Here is a 16758-nt window from a genome sequence, read left to right as displayed (position 1 = left end):
GCACCCCGGCGCCCGCGGAGCTGGCTCGCATGGCGCGCGCCGAACTCGCCGGCGCGGCTCGCGTCGCCCGCTGGGCCGACGCCGCCCTGAGCCCCGGCCGGGACCGCGACGGCGCCACATCCGACGGCAAGGGCACCCTCTCCGACGCGACCGCCGAACGGGCCGCCACGGAGCTGGCCCTGACTCCGGTTCAGGTCCGCGAGGACTGGGACACCGCGCGGCTCGCGGGCCTCATCGAGGTGCACGGCGACAGCGCGCGCCCGGGCTGGCGGCTGCGTGCCTGGGACCGCGACGACAGCGCCGTACTACGCGGCTGGGTCGCCCTGTTCGACGCCTGGTCGATCGCGCACTCCGGTCCGGACGGCCGCGAGCCCGCCGCCGTCGGCGAGGTCGTCTCGGCCATGCCCCAGGTCCTCTCCTTCCTCCAGCTCTCCGCGGGCCCCGTCCCCGTCGCACAACTCCTCGACCTGCTCGAACAGCGCGTCACGGAGCTGCGCACCGAGCGCTGCGAAATCCCCTACGGACCGCAGCCCGAACCCGTCGAGGACCAGGCCGAGGACACTCCGCTGGCCCCCCTGCTCGACTGGGCCCTGCACGCCCTCGCCGCCGTGGGCGCCCTCACCTGCGCCGACGGCCAGGCCACGCTCACCCCGCTCGGCAGCTGGGCCGTCTGGGTCAAGCTGGAGCAGATCTGCGTCGCCGCACAGAGCCCTGCCGGGAACATCGAGCAGGCCGCCGAGGACATGCTCCGCGGCTGCGCCCAGCTCCGCCCGAACGCGGCCCGCGCCGAGTACCGGGCCTGGCTCGCCGCCCGCCCTGTCGGCAGCGCCGTCACCGAGCTCCTCGACGCGGCGCGCGGTGAGGACGCTCTCCTGCGCGGACTCGCCTTCGAAGCGCTGCGTGTCGTCGGCGCACCCGCCGAGCCGGACGTGCGCGCTGTGGTGGACGAGACCCACCTGCGCCCGTACGCCCTGCTCTGGCTCGCCGAGCACGACGGCCACGACCCCGAGGACGCCCACGAGGTGCTCACGCGCGACGAGGCCACCTGGCTGTGGGTCGACACCGCCGCGGCGGTCGCCGACCACGGCGAAGCCCCGCTCCTCGTACGGCACTTGGAGTCCGCGGTGCAGCCCACTGTGCCCGCCCTGCTCGACGAGGTGCGCGCGATCGGGCACCCCCGCACCGTGCAGGTCCTGGTCGCCCTCGCCGCCGCACACCCCGACCCGGCCCTGGCCAAGGCCGTACGCCGCGCCGCCTTCCAGGTACACACCGGAGGCAGTTAGGGCGCCTGTCCGGCGGATCAGGGCCGGACAGGGCCTAGGGGGCGCTTATCTCCGGGGCGTACGTGCCGAAGCTCCAGATGTTGCCCTCGATGTCCCGGGCCATGTAGTCCCGCGAGCCGTACTCCTGGTCCGTGGGCGCCATGAGGATCTCCGCCCCGTGGTCCACGGCCTGCTGGTGATGCGCGTCCACGTCGTCCACGACGATGTACACCCCCGCCGGGCCCGCGCCCTTCATCGCCTCGTCGAAGCGGCCGCCGCGGCCCCGGGAGCCGAGCATCACCGCGCCATTGCCCTGCACCAGCTCCGCGTGCAGCACCAAGCCGTCCTCGCCCTCGTACACCGACGCCTCACTGAACCCGAAGGCCTCCGTGAGCTGCCTGATCGCGGCCTTCGCGTCCGCGTACAGCAGCGTGGGGTAGATGCTCGGGCGTCCGCCTTCCATGCCTGTCACACCAACCACTTCCCGTCGTTTCGTCGGAAGAATGTGACCTGCTCCACAGTGTTGCACCCGGCACCGACAACGCCTCCCGAGCCGACCGACCCATGCTCGCCCGGGCTACGAACTCCTGAGTCGTGAAGGTGACGTAGAACATCCGTACGCAGAAAAAGTGCTTGCATGGCGCCGTTAGACTTGGCCCATGGCCATTCTCCTCGCGCACTAGACGGCGTGAACGACCTCAGCCGCCCACCCCGTCATCGACCCTGCCCTGGAGTCTGTCCGTGATCTCCGCCTCCGGTATCGAGCTGCGCGCCGGTGCCCGTGTCCTCATCGAGTCCGCCACCTTCCGTATCGCCAAGGGCGACCGCATCGGCCTGGTCGGCCGCAACGGCGCCGGCAAGACGACCCTCACGAAGGTCCTCGCAGGCGAGGGCATCCCCGCCGCGGGCAGTGTGACGCGCTCCGGCGAAGTCGGCTACCTCCCGCAGGACCCGCGCACCGGCGACCTCGACATGCTCGCCCGTGACCGCATCTTGTCCGCGCGCGGCCTGGACACCCTGATCCGCAAGATGCGTGACAACGAGCAGCGCATCGCGAACGGCCAGGGTGCCACCCGGGACAAGGCGCTCAAGCAGTACGAGCGGCAGGAGACCGAGTTCCTCACCAAGGGCGGGTACTCCGCCGAGGCCGAGGCCGCCACCATCGCCGCCGCGCTCAATCTGCCCGACCGGGTGCTCGGGCAGCCCCTGCACACCCTCTCCGGCGGTCAGCGCCGTCGCATCGAGCTGGCCCGCATCCTCTTCTCGGACGCGGACACGCTGCTCCTCGACGAGCCGACGAACCACCTCGACGCCGACTCGATCGTCTGGCTGCGCGACTACCTGAAGACCTACCGCGGCGGCTTCATCGTGATCTCCCACGACGTCGACCTCGTCGAGACGGTCGTCAACAAGGTGTTCTACCTGGACGCCAACCGCTCCCAGATCGACGTCTACAACATGGGCTGGAAGCTCTACCAGCAGCAGCGCGAGGCCGACGAGAAGCGCCGCAAGCGTGAGCGGCAGAACGCCGAGAAGAAGGCCTCGGCGCTCCACTCGCAGGCCGACAAGATGCGTGCCAAGGCCACGAAGACCGTCGCCGCGCAGAACATGGCCCGCCGCGCGGACAAGCTGCTGGCCGGCCTGGAGGCCGAGCGCAAGTCCGACAAGGTGGCCAAGCTCCGCTTCCCCGAGCCCGCGCCCTGCGGCAAGACACCGCTCACCGCCGAGGGCCTGTCGAAGTCGTACGGCTCCCTGGAGATCTTCACCGACGTCGACCTGGCCATCGACAAGGGTTCGCGCGTCGTCATCCTGGGCCTCAACGGCGCGGGCAAGACGACCCTGTTGAGGCTCCTCGGCGGCGTGGAGAAGCCCGACACCGGCCAGGTCATGGAGGGCCACGGGCTCAAGCTCGGCTACTACGCGCAGGAGCACGAGACCCTCGATCCCGACCGTACGGTCCTGGAGAACATGCGCTCGGCCGCGCCTGACATGGACCTCGTCGCGGTCCGCAAGGTGCTCGGCTCGTTCCTCTTCTCCGGCGACGACGTCGACAAGCCGGCCCGGGTCCTGTCGGGCGGCGAGAAGACCCGGCTCGCGCTCGCCACCCTCGTGGTGTCGTCCGCGAACGTCCTCCTCCTCGACGAGCCGACGAACAACCTCGACCCGGCCAGCCGCGAGGAGATCCTCGGCGCGCTGCGCACCTACAAGGGCGCCGTCGTGCTCGTCACCCACGACGAAGGCGCGGTCGACGCACTCCAGCCGGAGCGGATCATCCTGCTGCCCGACGGCGTCGAGGACCTGTGGGGCGCGGACTACGCCGACCTGGTGGCGCTTGCCTGAGGCCGTCGCCTCGGCCCGGAGCGGGGGCGGCGGTGCTTGATCGAAGAATGATCAACTCCATATGGATCATTCGGCTCATCCGTGATCCATCATCTGTGTGAGATCTCCTCGTACTGAGGTGTGTCCTACATCGATTTCGCGGACGAGTTCTCACTTTCCGACGGCTCGGCCACATCGCGCCGCTGACCTGGACCTTCGTCGATGAACCCGTTCGGCGGAACGAACACGGACACCCGGAATTCGAGATTCCGCTCATGGCTACGGGCTACCGCGGCACAAACCTTGTTTCACGGACCTTGCCGAATGGGTGGCCAGGAAGCTCTTGAGGGGTGATCATGAGAAGTCCAGAGCGCACTTCCCATGAGGAGGCACGGGTGGCCGAGACTCTGAAGAAGGGCAGCCGGGTGACCGGCGCCGCGCGCGACAAGCTCGCGGCAGACCTGAAGAAGAAGTACGACTCCGGTGCGAGTATCCGGGCGCTGGCCGAGGAGACCGGCCGCTCGTATGGATTCGTCCACCGGATGCTCAGCGAGTCGGGTGTCACGCTTCGAGGGCGTGGCGGAGCGACGCGGGGCAAGAAGGCCGCGTCGGCCTGACACCAGGGCGGCTCATCATTCCTCGATGGTGACCACCCGGTCGGTCGGGCGATCGGTCGGGTGGTTACTGTGCAGTCACTTATGGGTGCTGGTGTCCTCACACCGCACCCACTCTGACCGCACCCATCGGAGGCGCCCCATGGCTTCGCTCGACCCGGTACTCGACAAGGACGGCGTACGGCTCACCGTCGACGAGACGATCGCCACGGTGACGCTGACCAACCCGGCCAAGCGCAACGCGCAGAGCCCCGCTCTGTGGCGGGCGTTGACCGAGGCCGGTCAGCTACTGCCGGGCACCGTTCGTGTCGTCGTGCTGCGCGCCGAGGGCAAGTCCTTCTCCGCGGGGCTCGACCGGCGGGCGTTCACGCCCGAGGGCTTCGACGGCGAGCCGTCGTTCATCGATCTGGCGCGCGGTTCGGACACCGAGCTCGACGCGACGATCGCCGAATACCAGGAGGGTTTCACCTGGTGGCGGCGGAGCGACATCGTGTCCATCGCCGCCGTCCAGGGACATGCGATCGGGGCCGGCTTCCAGCTTGCCCTCGCCTGTGATCTGCGCGTTGTCGCGGACGACGTGCAGTTCGCCATGCGCGAGACCAGCCTGGGCCTGGTCCCCGACCTCACGGGTACGCATCCGCTGGTGGGGCTGGTCGGTTACGCCCGCGCGCTCGAAATCTGCGCGACGGGACGCTTCATCCAGGCCGAGGAGGCCGTGAGCACCGGCCTCGCGAACCTCGCCGTACCCGCCGACCAGCTCGACGACGCCGTACGCGACCTGGCCTCGGTGCTGCTGGCCGCGCCGCGGGATGCCGTGATCGAGACGAAGGCGTTGCTGCGCGGGGCGCAGGATCGGACGTACGAGGAGCAGCGGGTCGCCGAGCGTGCCGCTCAGGCGCGGCGGCTGCGGGATCTGGCGGGCGTGGGCGACTGACGCTCCGCGAAAGGGGCCGGGAAGGGCTCTGTGGGGCTGGGGAGGTATTACGGCTGCGGGGCGGTTGTGGCTGGTCGCGCAGTTCCCCGCGCCCCTGAAGGGGCGCTTACCTCTGTGACCAGTACGGCCACCGTCGGGTGGTCCGGTAGTGCCTCGCTCGCTGCCGCGCGGACCTCGCGGGCCACGTCCACTGTTCGCCGGTCCGCGCGCACCGCGATCTCCACGCGGACGTGGCGGCGCGGCAGCGCGGCGTCGGCCGAGTACTCCGTGATGTGCACCGGGCGAGCCAGGCCGCCGAGTGCGCCGGTCAGCCGGGTCACGCCCGGGACGGCCAGGGCGGCGGCTGCCACGCGGGACTCGTCGTCGTCCGGCTCCGGCTCCGTGCCCGGCCCCGGTTCCGGCTCCTCGGGGTGCTGTAGCCCATTGGGGCGTACGTCGGTCTCGTCCTCCTCCAGCAACCCCGTCACCCGCAGATCCACCTCGGTGACCGTCAGCCCGAGCCGCTCCGTCGCCGCCGCGGCGAGGGCCGCGCGCAGGACGGCCGCGAGCGACGGGAGGGGGTCGGCGCTCGCGAGGGTGGCCTCGAACTCGCCGCTGATCCGCAGCGGCCCCGGCGGCAGCGCGCTCGGCGGAGGCGGTACGGCGGCCACTTGGGTCTGCTCCGGGTCGGCGAGCCCGAGCCGTAGCGCGCCCAGGCGCACGCCCGGCACGTCGCGCGCCGCGCGGCGCAGGAACGAGTCCGCCGCCGATTCCGTCAGCCAGGCACCGTCCTGTGGCCCGCCCAGGGGCAGGAGTCTGCCGAGGCCGAGCTGATGTCGTACTGCCCGGGTCCACTGATCCGCCGTCATTCCTCCAGCCTGCCGCATCACAGGCTGCGCGGCCGTGCAACCACACTTAATGTGAGGGAAGGAGTACAAGCCGGAAGGGACGCATGGCGATGACCGAAGCGACGCAGCGGAACCGGACGGAGAACCCCGAGCGCGAGAAAGACGCGCCGGATGTACGGGCCCGCAGGCCCAGTGTGACCAAGCGCGGTGGAGGCGACCCGGCATCCCGGGGACGTACGACCATCGCGGACGGAGTAGTGGAGAAGATCGCCGGGCTCGCGGCCCGCGATGTGCTCGGGGTGCATGCGATGGGCAGCGGGCTCTCGCGCACCTTCGGAGCGGTGAGGGACCGAGTACCGGGCGGCACGAAGTCCGTGACCCGGGGTGTGAAGGCCGAGGTCGGCGAGGTGCAGACAGCGCTCGACCTGGAGATCGTCGTCGACTACGGCGTCTCGATCACCGAGGTCGCCGGTGCCGTGCGCGAGAACGTCATCTCGGCCGTCGAACGCATGACGGGCCTCGAGGTCGTCGAGGTCAACATCGCGGTCAGCGATGTCAAGCTGCCGGAAGAAGAGGAAGAGGAAGAGGAGACCCGGCTCCAATAACATCAGCCATTTTTGACGCGCAGAGGAGCGCAGCATGAGCATGGCCGCGATCGGCATGATCGCCGGAATGGCCCTGGGATTCGCCGGATACTTCGGCGGGTTCGGTGCCTTCGTCCTGGTGGCGGCTCTCGGCGCCATCGGCTTCGTGGTCGGCCGGTTCCTTGAGGGCGACTGGGAACTCGGGGACTTCTTCCGTACCCGTGGCGACTTCCGTACCCGTCGCGACCGGCAGCGGTGACACCGTGCCCGATGAGCGCGTCCGGGCCGCCGCGCCCACCCGGCCCGGCGATCCCGTCGATCCAGGCAGGAGGGTCGCAGCGGCCGAGCGCGGCGCGACCCGGATCGCCGACCGGGTCGTGGCGAAGATCGCCTCGCGCGCGGCGCGCGAGGCCCTTGTCGTGCTGCCTCCGGACGCCGGGCCTCCGCACGCCACGGTCGTCGTGCGCCACGACACTGCCCGCGTCCGGGTCAGCCTCGAACTCGACTACCCCTCCGACATCGGCGGTCAGTGCGCCGCCGTGCGTCGCCAGGTCGCCCGGCGGGTAAAGATGCTGGCGGGAATGGATGTGCCGGAGGTCACCGTCCAGGTGGAGCGGCTGCACTCGATGCAGTCCCGCGGTGCGGCACAGGGGAGGACGCAATGAGCGAGTCCCAGGGCCCCGAGGGCACCCAGCAGTTGCCTGTCATGGAGAAGGGGGCCGACAACGAACTCGGCCAGTCCGCGTCCTCGGCGGCGTACGAACCGCTGCCGACCGCCGACGCAGGGGAACACGGCGACGGCCGCTTCTGGTCGGCGCGCCGCATCCCCGCGGGCATCCTCGCCCTGCTGACCCTGGCCGGCGTGGGCCTCCTGCTGTACGACGTCGCCGCCGTGCGCGCGGACCGGGACGCCATGGCATGGCGCAAGACCCTGGCCCGGGAGCTCGCCGAGCGGCCCCTCGACGACACATGGGTGCTCGTCGGCGCCGGGGTCGCGACGGCCCTCGGCGTCTGGCTGCTCGTGCTCGCCGTGACGCCCGGACTGCGCGATGTGCTGCCGATGCGCCGCGCCCACCCCGACGTACGAGCCGGTCTGCACCGCGGCGCGGCCGCCATGGTGCTGCGCGACCGGGCCATCGAGGTCTCCGGCGTGCGCTCGGTACGCGTCCGTGTGCGGCGCAGGAAGGTCACCGTGCGCGCGGTGTCGCACTTCCGCGAACTCGACGACGTACGCGCCGACATGGACGCCACGCTCGCCGACGGCATCAGGCAGCTCGGGCTGGCCCGGCGCCCCGCCTTGTCGGTGCGGGTCGCGCGGCCGGGACGGAAGGGGTGATGGCGGTGCTGAGAATCGTGAACCGTGTCCTGCTGGGTCTCGCCGGGCTGCTCCTGCTCGTGCTCGGCGGCTCCGTGCTCGCTGTCGGCCTGGGCCTGGACCCGCCCTCGTGGTGGATCCACGACGGGGAGCGGGATGTACTGCTGAGCGACGCGGACCGGACGCGGTGGCGGGACGAGGGCTGGTGGTGGCCCACTGTCATCGCCGTACTCGCCGTCGTCGTACTGCTCGCCCTGTGGTGGCTGATCGCGGTGCTGCGCCGCCGCCGGCTCGCGGAGGTGCTCGTCGACACCGGAGACGGCGAGGGCGCGTTGCTGCGCGGGCGGGCACTGGAAGGCGTCCTTGCCGCTGAAGCGGGCGCGCTGGACGGCGTCGGGCGCGCGCAGGCGGCGCTGACCGGTCGGCGCAGCACCCCCCAGGCGCGGGTGCGGATGCGTCTGGAACCGCATGTCGACCCCGGTGACGCGCTGTACCGTCTGACGACGGAGGCGCTTACCCATGCCCGGGACTCTGCCGGACTGGCCACGCTCCCGGCGGAGGTGCGCCTGCGTGCGGTCAAGCACGGGGCCGAGCGGGTGAGTTGACCGGGATCCTTGGCGTGCTGCGTGCTGCGTGCTGCCTAGAACCCGTGCCGCGCCCCGCCGTCCACCGGCAGCATGATTCCCGTCAGATACGACGCCGCCGGTGACAGCAGGAAGGCGGCCGTGCGGCCGAACTCCTCCGGTGTGCCGTAGCGCCGCAGCGGGATGCGGGACTCGTGGGCCGCGCGCGTGGCCTCCGGGTCGGGGGAGGAGCCGTCGAGCTCGCGGACGCGGTCCGTGTCGATGCGGGACGGGAGCAGGCCGACGACGCGGATGCCACGGGGGCCGAGCTCGTCCGAGAGTGACTTGGCGAAGCCCGCCAGGCCGGGGCGCAGGCCGTTGGAGATGGTCAGGCCCGGGATCGGCTCGTGCACCGAAGCGGAGAGCACGAAGCCGATGACACCGCCCTCGTCCAGCTCCGCGGCCGCCGCGCGGGCCAGCCTGACCGCGCCCAGGAAGACGGACTCGAACGCCGACTGCCACTGTTCGTCCGTGTTGTCGGCGGCGAAGCCGGGCGCCGGGCCGCCGACGCTGATCAGGATGCCGTCGAAGCCGCCGAAGCGCTCGCGCGCGGCCGCGATCAGGCCCGTCGGGGCCGTGGGATCGGCGTTGTCCACGGCGACGCCGTGCGCGTTCGGGCCCAGTCCCGCGGCGGCCTCGGCCACCGTCTTCTCGTCACGCCCCGTTATGATCACCTTCGCGCCGTCGGCGAGGAGTTCACGCGCGGAGGCATGGCCCAGGCCGCGGGTGGCTCCGGTGACGACGTAGACACGGTCCTTCAGTCCAAGATCCATGGCCCCTATCCTGCCTCCTGGCGTCAGCTATACGGCAGCGGGTGTCGTCTCCGGTGTCTCCGGTGTCTCTGAAGCGTCCGAGGCATCCGCAGCGGCCGCCGCCGCTTCCGCCCGCTCTTGACGTTCCCGGCGGACCAGGATCAGCCAGCCCACGGGCACGCCCGCGGCGAAGAGCCACCACTGGACCGCGTACGCCATGTGAGGGCCGATGCTGCTGTGGTCGGGGTCGGGGAGCAGCTCGGGGCTGCCGCCCTTCGGCCCGGGGGCCGTCATCTCGATGTAGCCGCCGAGGACCTGCTTGCCGAGGAACTTGGCCTGCTGCTTGCTGTTGATCAGCATGACCTGCCGCTCGGGGAGGCCGCGCAGGTCCTTGATACCGCTGTCGGCGGTCGTCTCGTCGGCCATGAGCCGGCCGGTGACGGTGATCTCGCCCTTCGGGGGCGCGGGAATCTTCGGGAACTCCGTCTGCGCGCCGTTCGCGGGGATCCAGCCCCGGTTGACCATGAGCACCCGGCCGTCGTCCAGGACGAACGGGGTCAGGACGTGGAAGCCGACCTCTTCGTCGGAGTTGGTACGGCGGCGGACCACGACCTCGTGTCCGGTGTCGAAGGTGCCCTGCGCGGTCACCCTGCGGTACAGGTCGTGGTGGGGGACGGTGCGGCCCGGCGCGGTGAGGGACTCGGCGGGGGCCGGCTTCGCCGCCAGCGAGTCGGAGATCACCGTGTTCAGCGCGACCCGCTGCTCGTGGCGGTGCAGCTGCCAGAAGCCCAGCTCGATCATCGTGGGGATGAGCGCGAGCATGATGAGGGTGAGGATCACCCACTGCCGGGACAACAGGAAGCGGTACACCCCACGACCGTACAACTCGGTCATGGGGTGCCGACGGTCAGGGGGTGACTCGGAGCCGATGGGCCCACCGGCTCCGGGCCTCGGGGGCGCAGGGGGTCAGACCTTGTCGACGATTCCCACCTTCCCCTCCGCGCGGGCGCAGTGCGCCCCGCAGAACCAGCGGCCGTCGGCCTCGACCCCCTGGCCGATGATCTGGACGCGACAGTGCTCGCAGATGGGCGCCATGCGGTGGATGGCGCAGGCGAAACAGTCGAAGACGTGCACCGCGCCCTGCGCGTGCACCTCGAACGTCATGCCGTAGTCGTTCCCGCAGACCTCGCAACGTGTCATGCGCCACAGGGTGGGCCGCGGCGGTGGTGCGGGCGAGCGGTCGCCGGGCGAGTCGCCCGCCAATCACCCGTACGCCTCGTCATGCCTTCGAGGCCGGCTCCACGTCCTGAAGCAGCTGGCCGAACGCCGCCTCGTCGACCACCGGTGTCCCGAACTGGCGCGCCTTGACCGCCTTGGACGTACCGGAGTCCGGGTCGTTCGTGACGAGGAGGCTGGTGAGGCGGGACAGGCTCGTCGCGACATGCAGGCCCGCCTCGACGGCGCGGTCCTCCAAGAGCTCACGTTCGACCGACGTGTCCCCGGAGAACGCCACCCGCATGCCCTGTTTGAGAGGCCTGCCCGGTTCATATCGCCCGGGGTTGGGATAAGGGCACGCGGGCCGCTTGCGCGAGGGACGCCAACTCCCGGGCCGGTAACTGCCATAGCCCCCGCCGCTCGCCTGCCGGCCGATCGGCGGCGCGGAACGGTCCGTCCACTCCGTCAGCGGCCGACACTCCAGCAGCGGCAGTCGTACGCCGTCGCGCGCGGCGGCGTGCAGGCTCGGGCGGAACGCCTCGGCGAGTACCCGCGCGTCGTCGAGCGCGTGGTGCGCGCGCCGCTGTACGACGCCGAAGTGCGCGGCGAGGGACTCCAGTTTGTGGTTGGCCAGCGGCAGGCCCAGTTCCTTGGACAGGGCGATGGTGCACAGCCGCTGACGGACCGGTGCCTCACGCTCCGCGCGCGCGTACTCCCGCGCGATCATCGACCAGTCGAAGACGGCGTTGTGCGCGACGAGCACGCGGCCGTCGAGCCGGGTCGCGAACTCCTCGGCGATGTCCGGGAAAAGAGGCGCACCTTCGAGCGCCTCGCTCGTCAGACCGTGGATCCACACCGGGCCGGGATCCCGCTCCGGGTTCACCGTCGTGTACCAGTGGTCCTCGACCTCGCCGCGCGCGTCCAGCCGGTAAACCGCGGCCGACACTATGCGGTCGTCGCGGGCCAGGCCGGTGGTCTCCACATCGACGACCGCGTATCCCTGCGGATACGCGGCCGGCCACGGGGCTGCGGACGCTGCGGTCGTACGGTCTTCGAGCATGGTCACCGAGGATAAAGGGCCCGACTGACAGTCCTGCAGCCGGAGTCCGGGACTTGACGACAGGGCCTGGCAGACAGCGTCCGCCGGTCACCTCACGAAGTGCGCGGTGCCGCAAAGAAGTTGCCCGAAACCCTGCCGAGGTCACCTGTTGGAGTCGAGAGGCGCACCGTGGCGCGCACGCCTGTGGACCTTTCGACGACGTGAGGCAAACGTGCCGCGCGCCCAGCGGGTTACGGCCTACGAAGGAAGAAAAGCGCCCGGTGGCCGGGACTTCGCATCGTAGGGCGGGTCTCGCGGGCATTGGCGGAGACCACCAAGAAGCAAGCGCGTACCCCCGGTAATACTTGTGGGTAACAACGTCTAGCCGCAGTCCACCAGGGGTCCTACGGTGCACCCATGCCGAACCTCCCCGATGTCGTGCTGTGGTCGATACCCGCGTTTGTACTGCTCACCGTCATCGAGATGGTGAGCGTCCGGATCCATCCGGACGAGGATGCCGCGGGGTACGAGACGAAGGACTCCCTGACGAGTGTGGGCATGGGGCTCGGCAGTCTGGCCTTCGACTTTCTGTGGAAGATCCCGATCGTCGCCCTCTACACGGGGATCTACGCGCTGACACCGCTGCGCGTGCCCGTCCTGTGGTGGACCGTGCCGCTCATGCTGCTCGCGCAGGACTTCTTCTACTACTGGTCGCACCGCGGGCATCACGTGATCCGGATCCTCTGGGCCTGCCATGTGGTGCACCACTCCAGCCGGAGGTTCAACCTCACCACGGCGCTGAGGCAGCCGTGGACCAGCTGGACCGTCTGGCCGTTCTACGTTCCTCTCGTCGCCGTCGGCGTCCATCCGGCGGCGCTCGCGTTCTGTTCGTCCGCGAATCTCGTGTATCAGTTCTGGATCCACACCGAGCGCATCGGGAAGCTGCCCCGCGCCGTCGAGTTCGTCTTCAACACTCCCTCGCACCACCGGGTCCACCACGCCTCCCAAGGGGGTTATCTGGACCGGAACTTCGGCGGCATCCTCATCGTCTGGGACCGGCTCTTCGGCTCGTTCGTCCAGGAGACCGAGCGGCCGGTGTACGGCCTGACCAAGAACATCGACACGTACAACCCGCTGAGGGTCGCCACACACGAGTACGCCGCCATCGCCAGGGACCTGAGAGCGGCGAGCAGTTGGCGTGAGCGGGCGGGGCGGGTGTTCCGGGGGCCCGGCTGGCAGCCGACGCCGGGCGGCATCGACAAGCCGCGCACCGAACCCGTCACGGAGACGGCCGCGTGAGACAGAGCCGCGATCCGGCGGCCCGCGAGCGGTACGCGCGCGTGCTTCTCGTCGCCTTCGGTCTGGTCACCCTCGCCGATCTCGTCTGTCTGGCGGCCGGTTCCGACATCGGCCACGCCCTCACCAAGCCCCTCCTCATGCCACTGCTCGCCGCCCACGCGGGCCTGTGCGGCGGCCCTGGGCTCCTCGTCGCCGCGCTCCTGTTCGGGTGGGGCGGTGACACGCTCCTGCTGTCCGACCACGACGCGGCGTTCCTCGCGGGGATGAGCTCCTTCGCCTGCGGGCACCTCTGCTACCTGCTTCTCTTCAGGCGATACGGGGCACCCCCCGAGCCGCACGCGCGGAAGGGGACGCCCCCCGGAGCCCGGCTCGCGGGCGGCTACGGCCTCGCCCTCGCCACCACGGTCACGCTCCTGTGGCCGGACCTGCCTCCGGAGCTGCGCGTCCCCGTCGCCGCCTACAGCGTGCTGCTCACCGCCATGGCGTACCGAGCCACCCGGCTCGGGCCCACCGCCGCCCTCGGCGGCGTCCTGTTCATGCTCTCGGACACCCTCATCGCGACCGGAGTCGCCGAGTGGCCGCAGCTCCCGCGGCCCGACTTCTGGATCATGCTCACCTACATCGCGGCGCAACTCCTGCTGGTGCGGGGCGTGATGGACCGGCGCACCGACCGCGAGGTCATGGTCACCCCCTGATGCTCGTCACCAGCGGATCGGTACCGGCAGTGCCGTGAGCGCGGCGGACAGCGCGACGACCGTTCCCAGGAAGACGACCTCCGCGCGGGCGGGGGAGTAGGCGGTGAGCGGATCGGACGAGCGCCGCAGCCGACGGCGTGCGCACAGGGCGAGGGCGGCGACGGCGACCACGAGGAGCACCTTGGCGAGCAGGGTGCGGCCGTACGCCGTCGTGGTCAGCTGCTCCAGGACCGAGCCGGCCGGCATCCGGCGCAGAGTGCTGCACACGCCCGTCACGGTGATCGCGGCGAACAGAAGAGCCGCCACGCGCGCGTAGAGGCCCAATACGGCGATGCCCTCCCCGGGAGCGGTGGCGCGCCACCGCCGCAGCATGCGCAGGACATGCAGCAGACCGCCGACCCACAGGGCGGCGCATGTCACATGAACGAGCGTCAGGCCCGAGCCGATCAGCGGGGAGTCCTCGGTGGCGGGGTGGGCGCGCAGTGCCTCCGCGACGGCCACCGCGGCGAGCGGCCACACCTGGGTCGCCGGCCGGCGCGACAGGGCGCACAGGCCCGCCACGACGAACGCGTTGACCACCAGGAGCGCGAGCATGCCGTCCCGGGTCTGGTAGAGGCCGCCGATGTCCATGTCCGAGAGGCGGCGCGGCAGCAGGTTGCCCGTCGCCACGACCGAGGCGAGGCCGAGCGCGGCGACGAAGCCGGCGGCCGCCGCGACGGGGGCCCAGCTGCGAGGCGCGTCCTCCAGGGGAGCACCCGGTACCCGGCGGGCCAGCCGGGCGGCGAAGAGCTCGCCCGCCGAGACGCACACCGCCGCGAACAGGACCGCTCGCAGCAGGGCGATCCCGCCGACGCCGGGCGCCGCGGCCTCACCCGTGCCACGCAGCGCCGTGGACGGACCGAGGAGCGGGATCAGCGCGGCGAGGGCCACCAGGACGAGCACGACGGCGGCACGCCCGCCACCGGCCGCGGTCACTCGGGTCGCAGCCGCCGGGGTCGCAGCCGCCGGGGTCGCGGCCACCGGGGTGGCGCCCGCCTCACCGCCGGTGTCGGCACTCGGTCTTATCGGACTCACCTCGAGATCTTCACCAGGCGCCACAGATCAGGGCAAGTGCTGGAAAACAACTGACGTAATGGCATTCCGCCCATGCATACGCTTCCGGCCGCCAGGTGACTCAGCTCCACCGTGCGGCATCCTCGCCCCAAGGCCCGGGCGGACGCGACCAGTCCGCCGGACCGCCCGCGAAGGAGACCGGCGGAAGGGCGTGGCGCAGCCGCCAAAGCCCCCTGTCCGTCTCGGTGAGCCAGGGCTCGGGACCGTCGTACGAGTCGGCCTGCGAGGCCCGTGGTGGCCGCCGCTCGCCCCCACCGAGCCCGTTCACCAACCACGCCGCCGTCTGCGCCGGCGCCAGACGCGCGAACCGCGTCCCGCCCTCGTCCAACTGCTCCGTGACCGCGCGCAGTACGGCCGCAGCCAGCAGATATCCCGTGCCGTGGTCGAGGGCCTGGGCGGGCAGCGCACCGGGCCGCTCCTCGGACCCCTCGAGCGCCGCGATCCCGGTTGCCACCTGCACCAGGCTGTCGAACCCGCGCCGCCCGCCCCACGGCCCGTACGCCCCCACGCCGACAGCTGCGCCACCACGATCCCCGGCCTGCGCTCGGCCAGCGCCTGTGCGGTGAGCCCGAAGCGGTCCAGGGCGCCGGGACGGTAGCCGGTGACGACGACGTCCGCCGAGGCGAGCAGTTCCTCGAAGGCACGCCGATCGGTGGTGAGATCGAGCGTGGCGGACCGCTTGCCGAAGCCGGTGTCCGCGTGCTGGTCGGCGAGTTCGGGCAGCCCGGGCGGGTCGACCCGCAGGACGTCGGCTCCGAGGAGTGCCAGCGTCCGGGTCGCGACGGGCCCGGCGATGACGCGGGTGAGATCGAGGACGCGCAGGCCGGCGGCGGGCAGCAGCGGATCACCGGCGAGGGGCGCGAGGACGCGTACCGCCGAGGAGTCCAACCGCCCCCGCTCGAGCAGCCCTCGCCGTGCCACCGCCGCGCCCTGCTCGTGCGCGGCCCACTCCTCGGGCGTACGCAGCGCCACGGCGAGCCCGCCGGCCGCGTCCACCGCGCTCTCCACGTCCACGGCCGACCGCTCCGCGAGAGCGGCGCCCACGGCGTCCACCGAGGCCTCCGCCGACGCGTCCGCCGGCAACCCCAGCGCCCCCAGCAGCCGGGCCCGGTGATGCGGATAGTTCGCGTGCGTCCGCACCCACGCGTCCGCCGTACGCCAGAACCGGGACAGCGGGGCGAACGTGACCGGCGCCCGTCCGTCCACCAGCAGATGCCGTTCGCTCACGAACGCGGTGGCGACGGCCCCGTCGTCGACCCGTACCCCGGGCACCTCCCGCCCGGCACGCCGCCCGCTCCGCCGAGCGGCGAGCTCCGCGCCCGCGAGCGCACAGGCCCCCACACAGGCCCGCGCCAACTCCCGTACCGGCAGCCGTGAGTCCAGCGTCCCGTCCCGCGCCACGGCCGACACCCGCGACACCAGGTGGGGCGCTCCGCCCAGCGCGGCCCACGCGAACTCCGTACCCGTCACGCCTGAACCCGTCACCCCAGTGCCCGGCACCCCTGAACCCGTCATACCGGCACTATGCCGGGTGTACTCAGTCAACTCAGGAGGCGGCCGACCACCACAGGCGCACCTCCTTGCGCACGTCGGTGGGCCGCAGTTCCCACCCCTGTGCGAGCGCGACCTCGGCGACGTAACGCCCGCCCACGCCCCGGTAGTCCCGTACCGGTATCGCGCACTCGACGGGCGGCCGCGACTTCTTGGGCCGGCGCGGGGCCGACGCCTTGCGCGTCCAGCCGGCGACCGCCTTGTCCACACGCGCCCCGTAGTACGCGGCGTCCCCTTCGTGCCGCAGCTCGCTCCAGGTCACGCCCCACGCGGGCACCCCCGACAGGCGGTCCAGCGTCCGCTCCATGAGCTTCAGCAGCCCCTTCTCGTACGAGGAGCTGACGGCCGCGATCACCTCCGTCAGGAAGCCGACGGCGATGAAACCGAGCGCGGCCACTATCCAGAGCACGATCAGCACCGGAAGGAACACCACGGTGGCGGCGAACCGCAGAACGAGCAGCCCCCGAGGGCGGGTCGGCAAGGGGGTCCATGTGGCGGGATCTTCGTACACGTCCATGGCAGAGGATCTTCCCGTAACCGAGCACGCGTACGAGAGCCGGGCGGCCCACGGCCGCCCGGCTCGACTCCCCGCGGGGAGCTACTGCTTGCCTCCTGC

At 71.5% G+C, this 16758-nt stretch carries 19 protein-coding genes and 1 pseudogene; 11 read left to right on the top strand and 9 right to left on the bottom strand.

Annotated elements, in window-relative coordinates:
- The first annotated feature begins 29 nt into the window (after positions 1-29).
- Positions 30-1283 carry a hypothetical protein gene (locus tag FGD71_RS25190; RefSeq protein ID WP_119102793.1) on the top strand — a complete coding sequence of 418 codons (1254 nt, stop codon included), beginning with the start codon at positions 30-32 and terminating at the stop codon, positions 1281-1283.
- A 34-nt stretch (positions 1284-1317) separates the two neighbouring features.
- On the opposite strand, the gene FGD71_RS25185 is transcribed toward FGD71_RS25190, so the two are convergent.
- The gene (locus tag FGD71_RS25185) at positions 1318-1725 is read right to left on the bottom strand and encodes a VOC family protein (protein WP_119102792.1); all 408 of its coding nucleotides are present in this window, start codon (positions 1723-1725) and stop codon (positions 1318-1320) included.
- A gap of 278 nt (positions 1726-2003) precedes the next feature.
- On the opposite strand from FGD71_RS25185, the gene FGD71_RS25180 reads away from it, so the two are divergent.
- The 3 genes from FGD71_RS25180 (at position 2004) to FGD71_RS25170 (ending at position 5129) form a co-directional block, all read left to right on the top strand.
- A complete protein-coding gene (locus tag FGD71_RS25180) occupies positions 2004-3602 on the top strand; it encodes an ABC-F family ATP-binding cassette domain-containing protein (protein WP_119102791.1) in 1599 nt (532 codons plus the stop codon).
- A 374-nt stretch (positions 3603-3976) separates the two neighbouring features.
- Positions 3977-4198 carry a helix-turn-helix domain-containing protein gene (locus FGD71_RS25175; RefSeq protein ID WP_006123601.1) on the top strand — a complete coding sequence of 74 codons (222 nt, stop codon included), beginning with the start codon at positions 3977-3979 and terminating at the stop codon, positions 4196-4198.
- A gap of 139 nt (positions 4199-4337) precedes the next feature.
- Positions 4338-5129: an enoyl-CoA hydratase/isomerase family protein gene (locus FGD71_RS25170; RefSeq protein WP_119102790.1), complete on the top strand. Its 792-nt coding sequence runs from the start codon at positions 4338-4340 to the stop codon at positions 5127-5129.
- A 47-nt stretch (positions 5130-5176) separates the two neighbouring features.
- Here the strand turns inward: FGD71_RS25170 and FGD71_RS25165 are convergent, their stop codons facing one another.
- On the bottom strand, positions 5177-5977 hold the full coding sequence (locus tag FGD71_RS25165; RefSeq protein ID WP_119102789.1) for a nucleopolyhedrovirus P10 family protein: 801 nt from the start codon (positions 5975-5977) through the stop codon (positions 5177-5179).
- Positions 5978-6066: 89 nt separating this feature from the next.
- On the opposite strand from FGD71_RS25165, the gene FGD71_RS25160 reads away from it, so the two are divergent.
- The 5 genes from FGD71_RS25160 to amaP are packed head-to-tail and all read left to right on the top strand — an operon-like array spanning position 6067 to position 8460.
- A complete protein-coding gene (locus tag FGD71_RS25160) occupies positions 6067-6561 on the top strand; it encodes an Asp23/Gls24 family envelope stress response protein (protein ID WP_119102798.1) in 495 nt (164 codons plus the stop codon).
- A gap of 34 nt (positions 6562-6595) precedes the next feature.
- Positions 6596-6799 (top strand): hypothetical protein, encoded by a 204-nt coding sequence (locus tag FGD71_RS25155; protein WP_119102788.1) that lies wholly within the window; start codon positions 6596-6598, stop codon positions 6797-6799.
- 4 nt (positions 6800-6803) lie between these two features.
- Positions 6804-7205, top strand: coding sequence for an Asp23/Gls24 family envelope stress response protein (locus FGD71_RS25150; protein WP_420878344.1), 402 nt, complete (start codon positions 6804-6806; stop codon positions 7203-7205).
- Positions 7202-7876 carry a DUF6286 domain-containing protein gene (locus tag FGD71_RS25145; protein WP_119102787.1) on the top strand — a complete coding sequence of 225 codons (675 nt, stop codon included), beginning with the start codon at positions 7202-7204 and terminating at the stop codon, positions 7874-7876. The genes FGD71_RS25150 and FGD71_RS25145 overlap by 4 nt, the downstream gene beginning before the upstream one ends.
- Positions 7873-8460, top strand: a complete 588-nt coding sequence (gene amaP / locus FGD71_RS25140) for an alkaline shock response membrane anchor protein AmaP (RefSeq protein WP_119102786.1) — start codon at positions 7873-7875, stop codon at positions 8458-8460. The genes FGD71_RS25145 and amaP overlap by 4 nt, the downstream gene beginning before the upstream one ends.
- Before the next feature lie 35 nt (positions 8461-8495).
- On the opposite strand, the gene FGD71_RS25135 is transcribed toward amaP, so the two are convergent.
- The 4 genes from FGD71_RS25135 to FGD71_RS25120 all read right to left on the bottom strand — a co-directional run bounded on the left by FGD71_RS25135 (position 8496) and on the right by FGD71_RS25120 (position 11505).
- Positions 8496-9251 carry an SDR family oxidoreductase gene (locus FGD71_RS25135; RefSeq protein ID WP_119102785.1) on the bottom strand — a complete coding sequence of 252 codons (756 nt, stop codon included), beginning with the start codon at positions 9249-9251 and terminating at the stop codon, positions 8496-8498.
- 27 nt (positions 9252-9278) lie between these two features.
- Complete coding sequence (locus tag FGD71_RS25130; protein ID WP_119102796.1) at positions 9279-10100, bottom strand: SURF1 family cytochrome oxidase biogenesis protein; 822 nt, start codon at positions 10098-10100, stop codon at positions 9279-9281.
- 96 nt (positions 10101-10196) lie between these two features.
- The gene (locus tag FGD71_RS25125; protein WP_119102784.1) at positions 10197-10430 is read right to left on the bottom strand and encodes a hypothetical protein; all 234 of its coding nucleotides are present in this window, start codon (positions 10428-10430) and stop codon (positions 10197-10199) included.
- Positions 10431-10509: 79 nt separating this feature from the next.
- The gene (locus FGD71_RS25120; RefSeq protein ID WP_119102783.1) at positions 10510-11505 is read right to left on the bottom strand and encodes a DEDDh family exonuclease; all 996 of its coding nucleotides are present in this window, start codon (positions 11503-11505) and stop codon (positions 10510-10512) included.
- A gap of 396 nt (positions 11506-11901) precedes the next feature.
- Here FGD71_RS25120 and FGD71_RS25115 point away from each other — a divergent pair, with 396 nt between their 5' ends.
- Positions 11902-12783, top strand: coding sequence for a sterol desaturase family protein (locus tag FGD71_RS25115; RefSeq protein ID WP_119102782.1), 882 nt, complete (start codon positions 11902-11904; stop codon positions 12781-12783).
- Positions 12780-13478, top strand: coding sequence for a lysoplasmalogenase (locus FGD71_RS25110; RefSeq protein WP_119102781.1), 699 nt, complete (start codon positions 12780-12782; stop codon positions 13476-13478). Before FGD71_RS25115 ends, FGD71_RS25110 begins: the two co-directional genes overlap by 4 nt.
- Positions 13479-13484: 6 nt before the next feature.
- On the opposite strand, the gene FGD71_RS25105 is transcribed toward FGD71_RS25110, so the two are convergent.
- The 3 genes and pseudogenes from FGD71_RS25105 to FGD71_RS25095 all read right to left on the bottom strand — a co-directional run bounded on the left by FGD71_RS25105 (position 13485) and on the right by FGD71_RS25095 (position 16659).
- Complete coding sequence (locus FGD71_RS25105; RefSeq protein ID WP_420878345.1) at positions 13485-14498, bottom strand: CopD family protein; 1014 nt, start codon at positions 14496-14498, stop codon at positions 13485-13487.
- Between the two features lie 154 nt (positions 14499-14652).
- A pseudogene (locus tag FGD71_RS25100) lies at positions 14653-16106 on the bottom strand (CoA transferase).
- A 31-nt stretch (positions 16107-16137) separates the two neighbouring features.
- Entirely contained in the window at positions 16138-16659 is a 522-nt protein-coding gene (locus tag FGD71_RS25095) for a hypothetical protein (RefSeq protein WP_119102779.1), read from the bottom strand.
- Positions 16660-16758: the final 99 nt, after the last annotated feature.

This window comes from Streptomyces sporangiiformans, from assembly GCF_005768555.2.
GTDB lineage: Bacteria > Actinomycetota > Actinomycetes > Streptomycetales > Streptomycetaceae > Streptomyces > Streptomyces sporangiiformans.
The sequence above is the reverse complement of the archived record's forward strand: the minus strand, read 5'-3'. Positions and strand labels throughout refer to the sequence as shown.

What these genes read in the sequence shown, in the direction of transcription:
- FGD71_RS25125 (WP_119102784.1), bottom strand. Translation starts at nt 10,430, where the DNA reads ATGACACGTTGCGAGGTCTGCGGGAACGACTACGGCATGACGTTCGAG.
- FGD71_RS25135 (WP_119102785.1), bottom strand. Translation starts at nt 9,251, where the DNA reads ATGGATCTTGGACTGAAGGACCGTGTCTACGTCGTCACCGGAGCCACC.
- FGD71_RS25155 (WP_119102788.1), top strand. Translation starts at nt 6,596, where the DNA reads ATGAGCATGGCCGCGATCGGCATGATCGCCGGAATGGCCCTGGGATTC.
- FGD71_RS25115 (WP_119102782.1), top strand. Translation starts at nt 11,902, where the DNA reads ATGCCGAACCTCCCCGATGTCGTGCTGTGGTCGATACCCGCGTTTGTA.
- FGD71_RS25185 (WP_119102792.1), bottom strand. Translation starts at nt 1,725, where the DNA reads ATGGAAGGCGGACGCCCGAGCATCTACCCCACGCTGCTGTACGCGGAC.
- FGD71_RS25095 (WP_119102779.1), bottom strand. Translation starts at nt 16,659, where the DNA reads ATGGACGTGTACGAAGATCCCGCCACATGGACCCCCTTGCCGACCCGC.
- FGD71_RS25190 (WP_119102793.1), top strand. Translation starts at nt 30, where the DNA reads ATGGCGCGCGCCGAACTCGCCGGCGCGGCTCGCGTCGCCCGCTGGGCC.
- FGD71_RS25145 (WP_119102787.1), top strand. Translation starts at nt 7,202, where the DNA reads ATGAGCGAGTCCCAGGGCCCCGAGGGCACCCAGCAGTTGCCTGTCATG.
- FGD71_RS25165 (WP_119102789.1), bottom strand. Translation starts at nt 5,977, where the DNA reads ATGACGGCGGATCAGTGGACCCGGGCAGTACGACATCAGCTCGGCCTC.
- FGD71_RS25120 (WP_119102783.1), bottom strand. Translation starts at nt 11,505, where the DNA reads ATGCTCGAAGACCGTACGACCGCAGCGTCCGCAGCCCCGTGGCCGGCC.
- FGD71_RS25170 (WP_119102790.1), top strand. Translation starts at nt 4,338, where the DNA reads ATGGCTTCGCTCGACCCGGTACTCGACAAGGACGGCGTACGGCTCACC.
- FGD71_RS25160 (WP_119102798.1), top strand. Translation starts at nt 6,067, where the DNA reads ATGACCGAAGCGACGCAGCGGAACCGGACGGAGAACCCCGAGCGCGAG.